Source organism: Mangrovivirga cuniculi (assembly GCF_005166025.1).
GTDB lineage: Bacteria > Bacteroidota > Bacteroidia > Cytophagales > Cyclobacteriaceae > Mangrovivirga > Mangrovivirga cuniculi.
The window spans coordinates 746028-759392 of record NZ_CP028923.1; the positions used below are offsets into that span (position 1 = coordinate 746028).

Consider the following 13365-nt stretch of genomic DNA (forward strand, 5'->3'; position numbering starts at 1 on the left):
AGTAGCTATAGTGCCACTATGACTAGCAATATTTCAATTTAAACACCACAGAATGACTCTGTGGTTTCTTTTTATATTACAATTATTCAATTTCTTACATTCATTCGAATATGCCCGAAACCGGGTGTTTAGTTAATAGTAGGAGCCATACATTTGCAATCGATATACTTGACAATCAGCTATTCGTGGCTGATTAATTAAAACTCAAAACCAGCAAATTAGATGGAGAGAACTAAAATTCTATTCCGCGGGCTTCTTTTAATAATCTTATTGGGTACTGCGTTTCAGGCAGTAGCTCAGACATCGCCTGCCGATCGACAAACACAACAATCATTCACATCACAAACAGTAGCTCCGGGAGAAACCTTTGGCTATTGGGAGTATTTACCATCAGATTATAATACATCAGGAACTAAAAAACCTTTAGTAATATTCCTTCACGGTATGGGTGAAAAGGGTTCTGACTTAAATAGGGTTCTAGCTACAGGACCTCCAAGACAGGTTAAGTATGGAAAGGATTTTCCATTTGTTATGATTTCGCCACAAACAAGGTATCCCTGGGATTGGTCTCCGGACTTCGTGGATGAAATTGTCACTGAAATGATTAATAAATATAATATTGATCCTGATAGAGTTTACCTTACTGGTTTGAGTATGGGAGGAAACGGTGTTTGGGATTATGCTGCAACCAGCAATTATGCTGACAAATTAGCAGCTATAGTACCAATCGCAGGATGGATGACCAAAGATGGTTGTAATCTTAAAGATCTTCCAATATGGGGATTCACTGGAGAGTATGATGGTCCAGGATCACCAAATACTGGTACTGAAAAAGCAGTTGCTGCATATAAAAATTGTGTTTCGAATCCAACGCCTGCTCCTAAGCTTACAGTTTATGCAGGTGTAGGCCACAATGCCTGGGATAGGGCTTATGGTGATGATAATACCTGGAATTGGATGTTATCTCAACGAAGAGGAAGTACATCGGGTGGTGGTTCTGAACCAACGACAGGAACTCCGACTGTTCAGGCCCCATATGATCAATCAATTACTTTGCCCACTAATAGTATTTCTTTAAAAGCTACAACTGGTCACACAGCCGGTAAATCTGTTTCTGTCAAGTGGTCAAAGATATCAGGTGGCTCAGCTAATTTAAGCGGAATTAATACGAAGACATTATATGTTTCCGGAATGGCTGCAGGGTCTTATACATTTCAGGTTGTAGCTACAGATGGTGCAGGTCAAACTGCTAAGGATCAGGTAATAGTAACAGTAAAAGAAGATGTGACTAATCAACCTCCTAGCGTCAACCTTGGAGCAGATAGAGTAATTACTCTTCCTGCAAACTCAGTAACTTTAAATCCTACAGTTTCTGATCCTGAAGGTGGAGCGATGACTTACCAATGGCAAAAACTGATGGGGCCTTCGGTAACCATGAGCGATCTGAAAAAATCATCATTGAATCTGACCAATATGGTTGAAGGAACTTATAAGTTCAGATTCATTGCTTATGATGATAAAGGTAACATGGGATACGATGATACTTATGTATATGTGAAAAAAGGAGATGATTCAGGAGATACAGGACCAGTGCAAGACGGATCTTTTACTTATAATTATTATGAAGGTACTTATAGCAATCTTCCGGATTTTTCAAGGTTAACTCCTAAGAAATCAGGTACAGCAACTGATATAAGTCTATCTTATGCTGATGCCAGCAATACTTTCTTACTAGAATTTCTAGGAAGCATAACCGTTCCAACATCAGGTGAATATACTTTTTATCTGACTTCAGATGACGGTTCGAAATTAAAGATCAACGGAAGTACTGTAATCAATAACGATGGATTGCATGGTGCAGTAACAAAACAAGCTAAGGTTAACTTAAATAATACTGCAACTCCATTCGTATTAGAATATATGGAAAACTGGGGTGGCGAGACATTAAAGCTTGAAGTTTCAGGACCTGGTATCACAAGACAAGTTGTTCCTTCTTCATGGTTAACAGGAGATAATACTTCACCTGATGATGGTAACAGCAGTAATGATGGTACAGTAAGTGGAACAATGAATGTTAACTTCACTCATCTCACTACTGATGTTGCGGATTGGAACTCTACTAAATCTTATCCTGATGCAGGATTTGTAACTTCAATATTGGAAAATACTTCCGGATCTAAAACAAATGCTAAAATCAAAATCGGTAATGGATTCAGATCTGCATCTGCTAATGGAATGACAACTAATAATACTGACGAGATTCTTCCTGATAATGTAATGAAAACATTCTATTATGTTATGCCAGGAGATGTTGGTAGAATTATAATAACTGGTCTAAATTCTTCTCTTACTTATAACTTAAACCTTTTCGGTAGTCGAGATGGTGGAGGAGACAGAACCACAGTATTTACTTCTGGTGGCAAGTCTGGAAAAGTTCAAACAGGCTTCAATACAGACAAATGGGTGTCATTAAAAGAAATATCACCTAATTCGAATGGTGAGATTCATATAAATGTTCAGGCTGCTTCTGGTGCTATGTATGGATATATCAATGCCTTGATTATAGAAGAAATAGGGGGCACAAGCACTAACTCAGCTGCAATGACTACTTCAAGTACTTCTGGTATAAAGCCTTATCCAAATCCTTTTAGTGATTATATTAATGTAGGATTTGAAGCAGGTAAGTCTGGAACTGCTGATGTTGAGATCATGGATGCAAATGGCGTGAATTACTACCAGAATTCATATCAGGTAACTGAGACAATGACAGAATTCACTGTCGAACTTGGTTCTGCAAATTTCCCAACAGGAACTTATTACATAAAAGTAAGTGGGGCAGGCTTCGATGGAATGCCAGTAAGAATATTAAAAGAATAAAAGGGGAATAGATAGTTGTATGTGGTAAAAAGCCGGGATTATTCCCCGGCTTTTTTTATTTGTGTTGGTTGATCATCTCTATCATGTCTTTTGTAAAAAGCTCAACACCATATTTATTTAAATGGTCCTCATCAACAAAGAGATCGAATTCTTTATTGTACTTATCACCAAAATTATAGAATTCGACACCTCTCTTTTGTAGATATATTTCAAACTCATTGATGCCTGCATAGTATTCCTCATCAGTTTCGGCATTGGCAAATGGGCAAACGAATACTACCAGTTCGATATCATTTTCATTACACATAGAAATGATCCTGTTGAGATATTTCATTTGTCCTGTGGTATCAAAATCATATTCAAATAATTCCCTGGTGCCATGGTAATCTGTACTTTCGTATATTTTGGTGCCATAGCTGTCGTATGCAGGTCGTTTAAAGTTTAGCAGACTGTTAGCCAGTTGATGCAATCCCCAGGTGGTATTTTGTTCAGCATATCTGACAAATGGCAAATAGCGGTATAACTTCCATTTTAATCCAAATTCTTTATAATGGTCGTATACAGCTTCTTCTTTATAATATGGAAAAAAACGAGGGTAGGAAAACTTTCCAATAACCTCTGTATTTGCTTCCCAGTTATCTACATTCAGGTAGAGGGTCTTTATTTTATTTCCCCGATTCAAGAACATTTCCAGCATTAAGGCATGAGTAGGTGTAGTACTACCATCCAATGATATATTAATCCCATCCATTTTGGTTTCCTCAACTATCTCCTCAGTATCAATGCAAGTATATGGCCTGCTACTTCCATGAATCGCAAAATCATATACATTATTTTCTTTGTTATTTAGCCATTGAGTTTTGTAATAAGACCCTTGTTGGTAAATATTAGTAAACAGGACATCCAGCAACCAAAAAGTTGAATAAACAATGACCAGGAAGAGCAAAAGATATTTTATTAACTTTTTCATTTTAAAACTGGAAATATATAAAGTCACTTGGGTCGACAAAGACACCAAATAAAGCTATAATAATTAATAAAAAGATATAGGAAGCCCATCTAACCCACCTTTGCTTGTGAAATAATGCAATAGTTGTTTTCCATTGCATCATCATTTCGATAACCAGCAATAAAAGGATTAATGGAATACCAATAGCGAGATTATAAAGTTCTTTTGTCTCTATTCGTTTGATCTCACCAACGATATTTGCATTCCAATTTAACATATTATCGATAATATCTATGGCCTCATTAAGACCTGGTGCTCTGAAAAAGATCCAGGCAAATATTACTAGGAATAGTGTATACGAACGCTGAACCCAGCTTGGGAATTTAAACTTAAATAGTGGTCTGACTCCATGATAACTTTCAATTGACACTGCAAGTCCGTGAATAAGACCCCAAATAACGAAAGTCCAGGCAGCACCATGCCAAATACCTGAGACCACGAATGTGATAAATAAATTAAGTACCCACCTGAATACTGAAACTCTATTTCCTCCAAGTGGAATGTACACATAATCTCTGAACCAGGTTGATAGCGATATATGCCATCTGCCCCAGAACTCTTTAACTGATTTACTGAAATACGGAGTTCTGAAGTTAGTCATCAGATCGATGTTTATTACTCTGGCTGCACCAATGGCAATATCTGAGTATCCACTAAAATCACAATAAATCTGAAATGTAAAGAAAAGGGTAGCCATTATTGGCCAGGGCCATGAAACTGATCAGGGTTATCGTAAACAAGGTTTACAAAAAAGGCCAGTCTATCCGCAATTACTACCTTCTTAAACATTCCCCATAACATTTGCCTTAAACCCAGAACAACATTTTCATATCTGAATCCCTTAAGTCCACGAAGTTGACCCAGTAAGTTCTGAGGTCTTTCTATCGGACCAGCAACCAGTTGAGGGAAAAAACTGACATATAGTGCGAAAATGCCAAAGTTCTTTTCCGCATGTGTTCTCTTCATGAATACTTCAATAGTATATGAGAGAGTCTGGAAAGTATAAAAGGATATTCCAACAGGAAGAATCACATCGGCATATGGCAGAACGTATTCATTGTCCCAAATGGCAACAGCCATGTTGATGTTGTCAATAAAGAAGTTATAATATTTAAAATAAAATAATAACCCCAGATTGACACTTAAACTTATCAGTAAGAGAAGTTTTCGCCTTCTTTCATTTGCCGAAGACTCAATACCAAGAGCTACAAAATAGTCTACTACGGTACTTAGTACTATTAGACCGATATATTCCCACTTCCACATCATATAGAAGTAGTAGCTGGCAATTAGCAGCAAGATCCACTTCACAGTTTTGGGCAGCATAAAAAATAAGCTGACAACTACCGGAAAGAAAATTAAAAAATGAATCGAGTTAAAAAGCATATTTCTTATTTAAACCAATGTGACAGATCACGGCCTATCAGTTCCTGAAACTTTTTGGTGTCCTCATAATAAATATCATGGGTCAGTGTTTTTTCAATTTCCTGATCAATCCCCGGCTTTTCGAGATTTTTACCTCTTAGCTTATTGAGTTGTTTCTGGATAATCAAATTTTCTTTAAGCTTGCTATACATTCCCGGGACTACTGATTTAATTGATTTAAACAATAAACTATCGGTTCCATACAGCTTGTCGAGAATCTTGTTTTTAACAAACCCTGACTGATTGAATCTGATCGATGTATCCGGATTAAAATCCGGGTCAACATCTACGAAAGAATAAAGTTCTTTAATAACTCTTTCAGGATCGGATCTCAGATCATCGTATAAAAATACTTTAATTTGGCTTTTATCAAAAAGTTCGTAGTAACGGGAGAGGTGTTTATAGTAAAATCCTTCTCTCACAAGGTCATTTCGTAGCCACCATATACTTTCTTTATCCAACACTTTATCAAAGGTGGTCCCCATTAAATTATCTTCCCTTGCCAGGTGCAGGTATCTTGAATACAATCTTTCTGATGGTTTTCTGAAGATCGCAATGATCTTTACATCGGGAATATATTTCTTTATATTTGATGGTGCTTTATCCCCATATAGATACATTGTAGAAGATTCTCCCTTTTTTTGAGAAGGATCAGCAGGCTCAAATAATTTTTGATATTCTTCTAAATCAGTTACTGCCCATGGAAAATCATACAGGTTTAAAGGATCATCTTCCCTGGAAACTATTTCTTCGCCCTCTAATGCAAAAAAGTAGGGTTCCTTTATCTTACTCATGTATATTTCCGGGTGTTGATCCAGGTAATTGTGCAAAGATGTGGTCCCAGATTTACCTGCTCCGATTAATAAAAAGTCCGGAAATAAGCTTTTGGAATTATCTGACATAAATTAAAAAACAATAATAGGACGAAAGTTTCATTAAATTGTATAATAATTATAATTTAGTGGCAAATATAAAAATCTAAATTACTATCAGTATACATCATTAGCAAAATAAATCAATTTTTTCAGAGCATATTTATATACTAACTTTTTAGATGTCGCCATCGGATAAAAAATATTGGATTAAGTCGGGGAGCTATACGTTGATGCAGAGGGTTGCAATGACTCTTTTTGGTCTGGCAAGTTTCCTTTTACTTATTCGCCTGTTGCCTAAATATGATTATGGTATCTGGGTGCTTTTTGTATCCATTACTTCAATTTTTGAAGTGATACGTAACGGGTTTATCAGAAATCCGCTGGTTAAACATATTACCAGTCATGAGGAGGAGGATCATAGCATGATCTATAGTGCTTCCTGGATTCTCAATCTCCTGTATAGTATTTTAATCGCCATATTAATTTTAGTATTCAGGTATTCTTTAGAATCAGTATGGAATGCTGCCGGTCTATCGGAAGTATTAATAATTTATGTGATCACCAACTTTTTATTGATACCTTTTTCTCAATTTGAATATATAAATCAGAGCAACTTTGACTTCAGGGGTACATTTTGGATATACTTTACAAAGCAGGGGTTCTTCTTTCTCTATGTACTTTACTGTTGGTTTTATTTTCCTGAGGTGACTTTACTAAACCTGGCAATGGCACAGGCAGTTGGTGTTTTTGTTGCGGTTTGTATTGGATTTATTTTCACTAAACCTTTCATTAAAAACAGAGTCCGGTTTTCATTTAAATGGTTTGGAGATTTATTTCATTTCGGAAAATATACTCTGGGTACTAATATAAGTACGATGTTATTTAAAAACACTGATAAATGGATGCTCGGATCTATGATGTCTCCGGCAATGGTGGCCCTTTATGAACCAGCTGTCAAAATCAGTAGTCTGGTAGAAATTCCTACTATGAGTATTGCAACAGTACTTTTTCCTCAGGCGTCTAAACGAATTAGAGAGCAAGGAGAAAAGGCGGTTGCGCCATTGTATGAAAAATCGGTAGGTTTAATATTAGCATTGATTATTCCACTCGTGATATTTGTATTAATATTCCCTCATTTTGTGATTAAAATTCTTGCAGGAGCTGAATATGTTGAGACAGCTTTTGTAGTACAAGTCACAATTTTTTATGCTTTAGTTGAGCCATTTGCCCGGCAATTTGGAATAGTAATGGACGCAACAGGGAAACCAAAAATCGGGTTTTATTTTATAGTATTCACTGCTGTTCTGAACGTCGTATTTAATTATATTTTTATTTCTAACTATGGTTTAGTGGGAGCAGCATACGGTACTTTGAGTTCTTTACTTGTTGGGTTAATAATTAATCAGATTTATTTAAGCAGAAATCTGAGTGTCAGTTTCGCAAGAGTAATTAAGGAGTGTTTACTGTTTTATAAAAAAGGATTGAGCTTATCAGTCAAATATGTTAAGTGATGATGGATAAAGAAATTACAACAAAAGAAGATATATTATTTTTTACGCTTTCGAGGTGGGATTCACCTATATCATCACCATCATTAGCTCTTGCCAAAGAATTTGCAAAGACAAATCGTGTGTTTTATGTAGATCATCCATTCTCATTTAAGGACCTGGTAAGTAATTATAATTCTAATCAGATTAAAGACAGAAAGAAAGTATGGTTTGGATCCTCTACGAGATTTTCACAAAACAGTTCTTTACCTGAAAATCTTATCATAGTGACTCCGGGTCTGACAATGCCCATTAATTTTCTCCCTGAGGGAAAGATGTATAATTCTCTTTCTGAATTTAATAATAAAATAGTTTTAAGGGCAATCAGGGAAACTATTGACAAGTTTGATATCAAGGATTTTATTTATTTCAATGCGTTCGATCCATTTTTTATTCAAAAATTGCCTGGAGATATTAAACCAAAAGTTTCTGTATATCAGTCAATGGACGATATTTCGCAGGTTGCTTATACTCATAAACATGGGTCAAGGTTAGAAAAGGAGATCATTTCTAACTTTGATGTTACTTTAACTACCGGGAAGGAATTACATAGAATTAAAAATGATATAAAAGGGTCAGCATATTATCATCCTAATGCTGCAGACCTGGATCTTTTCAAAAAAGTTTAGATCCAAAATTAGAAACACCTGCTGATTGGCCTATAGGAGTAGATGAAAAAGTAGTCGGATTTATTGGTAATCTTGAAACGAGAACTGACTATCAATTGCTGGAGGGAGTAATAAATAAACTAAAAGATTATTTCTTTATATTTATTGGGCCTAGGGGCACTGATGAGTATAAGACTATCGACCTCTTTAATAAGCCAAATGTTTATTATCTTGGTTCTAAAAAAATAGATGACCTCCCTGCTTACCTGAAGAAGATAGATGTGGCAATAATACCTTTTAAGTGCAATGTTCTTACTAAAAGTATTTATCCGTTAAAAATTAATGAATATTTAGCTGCTGGTAAGCCGGTGGTAGCCACCAGATTTTCTGAAGATATTCAGACCTTCTCAGAGGTGATTAGTTTCGGAAATGATTCTGATGAATTTGCGGATAGCATTAAAAAGGAATATGAATCCGATTCAGAAGCTAAGGTCCAGACAAGAATAAAAGTAGCTGAAAATAATACGTGGGCTGCCAGAGTCGAGCAATTTTGGGAAATTTTAAAATCATTTAAAGGCAGAAATCATGAGCATGTTGGATAAATCATGGGTTAGTGAAAAAGTACTTAAATGGATTGTTTTGATATTCTGTTTTGTAAGTACATATTTTTTCTTTTTTAAAGTGGTGCTATTATAATTGATGCAGGACCTTGTAATAAAATATAAGGAAATATTAGTTATTGGGATAATAACTTTGCTATCATTTGCCATTGCATTTGTAATGGGAAAGGGGGATTTGCAATAAGCGCAGGCCTGCTTGCAGGTATTATCGGGCTAATTATATTGACTATCTCCTTAATATCCCTCAGAGCAGGTGGAGTCGTTATTATGGTGCTGGGATTTACTCTGGGCTGGGTGAGAAAATATCTTCCAGTTGATATCCCAGTAGGTCTGGCGTTAGATGGTGTTTGCTTTGTCTTATTAATTTATATTTTGCTCAGAATGAAAAGTGAAAAGCGCTTTTCATTTCCCAATAATGCCTTAACATGGGTTTGGCTTACTTTTGTTTTATATGTTTTCGTTCAAATAGCCAATCCATATGCTTATAATAGAAGCTTATGGTTTAACGGTTTCAGAACTGCTCTCTTTCCTTTTATGGCCTATATCTTATTTTATAATATTGTCCAGAATAAGGAGACGGTTAAGTTATTTATAAAGGCATGGTTAGTTTTGGCAACTTTAGCTGCTCTTTACGGTCTTTTCCAGGAGTTTTTTGGGTTTATGGACTATGAGGTTCAGTGGTTATACCAGCATCCAGAGGTTGCAACACGAATATTTACTTTCGGAAGATGGAGAAGATTTAGTTTTCTTGCCAGCCCGATGAGTTTCGGAATTATAATGGCATATTCTTCATTGCTTTGCATGGTATTACTAGCAGGTCCTTTTAACAACCAGAAAAAAATCATTCTGGCATTCCTGATCGTATTGATGTTGTATGCGATGTCATTTACTGGTACCAGAACTGCTTACGCGCTTGTGCCAATAGGATTGGTTTTTTATGCTGTCCTGACTTTTAGAAAGCCAATAATAATTGGTGTTGGAGTCATGCTTTTGGCAGGTGTTGTATTCATTATTATGCCTCCATTAAATGCTCAACACTATATTATTCAGACTGCATTCAGTGGTGATGATAAATCTTATAATGTCCGGGCTCAAAACCAGGAATTTATTCAGCCTTATATTCAGAATCACCCCATTGGATTTGGATTGGGTAGTACCATGGAAGCTTCAGGGAACCCTGTTTTGTCGGGATTTCCACCTGATAGTCAATTCGTTCAGATAACTTTAGATACCGGATGGATTGGACTTTTGATTTATTTAACTATATTCTTTTTAGGATTAAAAATTGGTGTCGAGGCTTATTTCAAATCCAATGATGGAGTCATGAAAATATTTTTGGCTGCCTTGCTAACTTCTATATTCACTGTTATGGTTGCCAATTACCCTCAGGAAGCAATGTTAATGGAAACAATGACATTTTGGGCTATTGCTATGGGTATGGTGGCTAAAATGGCAACAATAATTACAAACAAACAAAAAAATAATACCGCTATAGAATAAATTTTATGATCATGAAGAAAAATCTATTAATCATTTTTATTTTCATCGGAGCATTATCACTAAATGCTCAGAATGTTGACTATGATAAAGTTATTTTGCCCGAAGAAGCTACCGGGCTATCATTTGAAGAAAAATTAGTCAGGCTGGCCTGGCTCAACTACCCACTTAATCGTGTTGCTGAAAATAATGTAGAGGTTGCACGAAAAGATATCCATCTCGCTCAATGGGACTGGCTTGATAATGTTGAAGCTCAGGGTAACCTTAATGAATTTAATATCGATCCTGCACCGGGTGAAGGCAACCAGTTCTTTCCAAGATATAACTTCCGTTTAACTTTAAAACTCGGAGACCTGGTCAATACTCCTGTTGAGGTGAAAAGAGCCAAGGCTATTTATAGAAATTCAATTGAGGAAGTTAATGCTCAGAAATTAACTATTCGTAAAGAAGTACTTCAGCGATATGAAAACTTTAAACTGTATGATGAACTTTTAAGGATTTATACTGTATCAATGGAAGATGCTAATGCTGAGGCTAAACTTCTGGAAGAAAAATTTAAAAATGGTGAAACTACACTAAATGAATATAATTCAGCATTACGTGTTTATAATACAGAAAGAATTAAGCGAATGACTACCCAAAGAGATCGCGAAATCGCTAAACTCGAGGTAGAAGAGATGATTGGAATGAAGCTTGAGGAGGTTAATTAATTAATTCATGATAATGAGTTAACATCTGACTAGCGGCATTTTCCCAGGAGAAAAAGGAGGCACGTTTTAATCCCAGAGATTTTAAGTCCTCCCTTTTCTCTTTATTTTTTGAAAGATCAAGGAGAGCCTCTGTTATAGTCTCAGGTTTATATGGGTCAATGAGTCTCGCAGCATTTCCTGCCACTTCAGGCATTGAAGAAGTATTTGATGTGATTACCGGCGTATTACATGCCATTGCTTCAATAATTGGTAAACCAAAACTTTCTCTCAATGATGGGTACACATAAATTTTGGCAAGATTATAAATCAAAGGCATTTCATCTGCACTTATATATCCTGGAAGAATGAAATGAAACCTGTATTTACTATAGCCTGTCTTTTCTAAAATTGATTTCAAGACATTTTCATCCAGATCCAAAACCACCATTTTCAAAGGACTATCACCTGATTTTTCAAGGTAATCGCAATAAGCCTTGATCATAGCCGGTGTATTTTTTTTAGGTGCAGTATTACCTAAAAACAGGATAAAGTCTTCCGGAAGATTATACCGGGTTTTAAACTCATCAAGTTTTGCCTGATCTTCTATTGGTTTAAAGTTTTTACTTTTTGCATTATAAACTACTGAGATTTTCTCATCAGGAATATTTAATCGTTTTATAATTTTTTCTTTTTCAAATTCAGAAACCGTAATTATTTTTTTGCATTTGCAGCTACGCGGGGGACTACCAGGCGACGATAAATATTTCCAAAATTTTGATAAGTTGTTCCTTTAAAGTTTAAAGATTCCAGGTAAATAATATCATGAAGGGTTAATATGGTCTTTACCCCCGGGAATAATGGTCCGGTGTTACTTGTACAATGTAATAGGTCAGGATCAAACTTTTTTACTTTTGATGGAAGAAGGTGCTGTTCCCAAAGAGGATAGGGTTGACTTTTGGTCTTTGTTATTGTAACGTTATTTTTACTGGAAAGGCAATTGTTATCTTCATCGTCTTTGATAAAGATTCTGATCTCATCGGAAGGCTCAAGATCTTGCATGGCGCGAATTAATTCTAAAGTAACTACTTCCATTCCATGCTTTCTAGGTCTGAATAACCTCTGTGCTTCAATTGCAATTCTCATCTTACTTAATTTTTTTTCTGAATTTCCTGCTAATTTCTCTGGTAAAAAGCTCCGATCCTTCATTATTCAAATGGCCAAAATCAAAAGAATATTTAGCCAAGTAAAGTTCAGGATATTCAATACCACTCGAAACACTTATCACTTGTTCTTCTGGGAACTGGTTCAGGATTGGAATTAATTCCATATAATTTTCTTTAGTCTGACGAGGGGGAAATAATATGAATACTCTTATGCCTTTTGATTCCAGTTTTGATATAATCCCTTCCAGATAGTTATAATGATATTGGTTAAAGCTATCATAACTTTGATCAGAATAGCTTTCGATGCTAATATTTTTATAGGTGGTAGCAGAAGATGTGTCTCTGAGAAAATCCTCGTATCTGGCTTTTAAAACTGACCTGTCAGCCTCATCTGTAGTTGGATCAATCATCTCATCCATTAATGGGAAATATCCACTTTGATATGGCCCAAGGTAATATTGATATTTTTCTGATTTGGTATCGATTGTCTGATATTCGAGATAATTTGAAATATATCCTGCATTAGTAAACTCTAATGAATATGATAGAAGATGGCTAATTGAACCATAAATTTTATTTATTGTGGATCTGTTCGAGTTTAAGATTGATCTTACTCCAAAAACCACTGATTCTTTATCATACCAAAAAGTACTCCTTATAGTACCAAGGTTTTTTACACTTACGTGATTGGTATTCATCAATTCTATAAAAACATTATCAAGATCTCCATTTTCAAGAGAATCGGACAGAGCATCAAGAAACCTGTATGTATCTGCCGCACTCATAGTATGAACACCGAAATTAAATGTTTTGGTATCAATTCCTGACCTGTTATTGATGCTATCAAAAGTACCTACATTTACCTGGCGATACAAACGACTTGAACCGATCATCAGAGTGTTATATTTTTCCAGGTTTTCAGTGAAATGATTGTATTTACTATCCAGCCTTTCAAAACCCCAGGTAACGGGCAGGGTTATAAATTGCTTGATTATCACATTAATGATCAAAACTGATAAGCAAAGAAGGAATATTTTAAATAGTAGCTTTTTCAT

The 13365-nt window shown here is 35.6% G+C and carries 12 protein-coding genes and 1 pseudogene; 6 read left to right on the forward strand and 7 right to left on the reverse strand.

Features of this window, described 5'->3' with window-relative positions; genetic code table 11:
* Positions 1-222 precede the first annotated feature (222 nt).
* Positions 223-2877 carry a PKD domain-containing protein gene (locus tag DCC35_RS03395; protein WP_137089470.1) on the forward strand — a complete coding sequence of 885 codons (2655 nt, stop codon included), beginning with the start codon at positions 223-225 and terminating at the stop codon, positions 2875-2877.
* A gap of 55 nt (positions 2878-2932) precedes the next feature.
* On the opposite strand, the gene DCC35_RS03400 is transcribed toward DCC35_RS03395, so the two are convergent.
* The 4 genes from DCC35_RS03400 to DCC35_RS03410 form a co-directional block, all read right to left on the reverse strand.
* Complete coding sequence (locus DCC35_RS03400; RefSeq protein ID WP_137089471.1) at positions 2933-3847, reverse strand: hypothetical protein; 915 nt, start codon at positions 3845-3847, stop codon at positions 2933-2935.
* A 1-nt stretch (position 3848) separates the two neighbouring features.
* Positions 3849-4583: an MBOAT family O-acyltransferase gene (locus tag DCC35_RS21135; RefSeq protein ID WP_246070132.1), complete on the reverse strand. Its 735-nt coding sequence runs from the start codon at positions 4581-4583 to the stop codon at positions 3849-3851.
* Complete coding sequence (locus DCC35_RS21140) at positions 4583-5197, reverse strand: MBOAT family O-acyltransferase (RefSeq protein WP_246070133.1); 615 nt, start codon at positions 5195-5197, stop codon at positions 4583-4585. Before DCC35_RS21140 ends, DCC35_RS21135 begins: the two co-directional genes overlap by 1 nt.
* An 80-nt stretch (positions 5198-5277) precedes the next feature.
* Positions 5278-6213, reverse strand: a complete 936-nt coding sequence (locus DCC35_RS03410; RefSeq protein WP_137089472.1) for a sulfotransferase family protein — start codon at positions 6211-6213, stop codon at positions 5278-5280.
* A gap of 152 nt (positions 6214-6365) precedes the next feature.
* On the opposite strand from DCC35_RS03410, the gene DCC35_RS03415 reads away from it, so the two are divergent.
* From DCC35_RS03415 to DCC35_RS03435, 5 genes and pseudogenes are all read left to right on the forward strand, one after another.
* Positions 6366-7697 (forward strand): flippase, encoded by a 1332-nt coding sequence (locus DCC35_RS03415; protein WP_137089473.1) that lies wholly within the window; start codon positions 6366-6368, stop codon positions 7695-7697.
* A complete protein-coding gene (locus DCC35_RS03420) occupies positions 7697-8362 on the forward strand; it encodes a glycosyltransferase family protein (protein WP_137089474.1) in 666 nt (221 codons plus the stop codon). The genes DCC35_RS03415 and DCC35_RS03420 overlap by 1 nt, the downstream gene beginning before the upstream one ends.
* 26 nt (positions 8363-8388) lie before the next feature.
* Positions 8389-8943: pseudogene (locus DCC35_RS03425) on the forward strand (glycosyltransferase); the annotation flags it as partial.
* Between the two features lie 240 nt (positions 8944-9183).
* Complete coding sequence (locus tag DCC35_RS03430; RefSeq protein ID WP_137089476.1) at positions 9184-10461, forward strand: O-antigen ligase family protein; 1278 nt, start codon at positions 9184-9186, stop codon at positions 10459-10461.
* Positions 10462-10472: 11 nt separating this feature from the next.
* Complete coding sequence (locus DCC35_RS03435) at positions 10473-11168, forward strand: TolC family protein (RefSeq protein WP_175402699.1); 696 nt, start codon at positions 10473-10475, stop codon at positions 11166-11168.
* Here the strand turns inward: DCC35_RS03435 and DCC35_RS03440 are convergent.
* From DCC35_RS03440 to DCC35_RS03450, 3 genes are read right to left on the reverse strand one after another with little or no spacing between them, the layout of a single operon-like run.
* Complete coding sequence (locus DCC35_RS03440; RefSeq protein ID WP_137089478.1) at positions 11161-11862, reverse strand: glycosyltransferase family 4 protein; 702 nt, start codon at positions 11860-11862, stop codon at positions 11161-11163. The two genes, DCC35_RS03435 and DCC35_RS03440, sit on opposite strands and share 8 nt — an antisense overlap.
* Positions 11859-12290 carry a glycosyltransferase gene (locus tag DCC35_RS03445; RefSeq protein WP_137089479.1) on the reverse strand — a complete coding sequence of 144 codons (432 nt, stop codon included), beginning with the start codon at positions 12288-12290 and terminating at the stop codon, positions 11859-11861. The genes DCC35_RS03440 and DCC35_RS03445 overlap by 4 nt, the downstream gene beginning before the upstream one ends.
* A 1-nt stretch (position 12291) precedes the next feature.
* Entirely contained in the window at positions 12292-13365 is a 1074-nt protein-coding gene (locus DCC35_RS03450; protein ID WP_137089480.1) for a hypothetical protein, read from the reverse strand.

What these genes read in the sequence shown, in the direction of transcription:
- DCC35_RS03435 (WP_175402699.1), top strand. Translation starts at nt 10,473, where the DNA reads ATGAAGAAAAATCTATTAATCATTTTTATTTTCATCGGAGCATTATCA.
- DCC35_RS03400 (WP_137089471.1), bottom strand. Translation starts at nt 3,847, where the DNA reads ATGAAAAAGTTAATAAAATATCTTTTGCTCTTCCTGGTCATTGTTTAT.
- DCC35_RS03410 (WP_137089472.1), bottom strand. Translation starts at nt 6,213, where the DNA reads ATGTCAGATAATTCCAAAAGCTTATTTCCGGACTTTTTATTAATCGGA.
- DCC35_RS21135 (WP_246070132.1), bottom strand. Translation starts at nt 4,583, where the DNA reads ATGGCTACCCTTTTCTTTACATTTCAGATTTATTGTGATTTTAGTGGA.
- DCC35_RS03415 (WP_137089473.1), top strand. Translation starts at nt 6,366, where the DNA reads ATGTCGCCATCGGATAAAAAATATTGGATTAAGTCGGGGAGCTATACG.
- DCC35_RS03450 (WP_137089480.1), bottom strand. Translation starts at nt 13,365, where the DNA reads ATGAAAAAGCTACTATTTAAAATATTCCTTCTTTGCTTATCAGTTTTG.
- DCC35_RS03395 (WP_137089470.1), top strand. Translation starts at nt 223, where the DNA reads ATGGAGAGAACTAAAATTCTATTCCGCGGGCTTCTTTTAATAATCTTA.
- DCC35_RS03420 (WP_137089474.1), top strand. Translation starts at nt 7,697, where the DNA reads ATGATGGATAAAGAAATTACAACAAAAGAAGATATATTATTTTTTACG.
- DCC35_RS03445 (WP_137089479.1), bottom strand. Translation starts at nt 12,290, where the DNA reads ATGAGAATTGCAATTGAAGCACAGAGGTTATTCAGACCTAGAAAGCAT.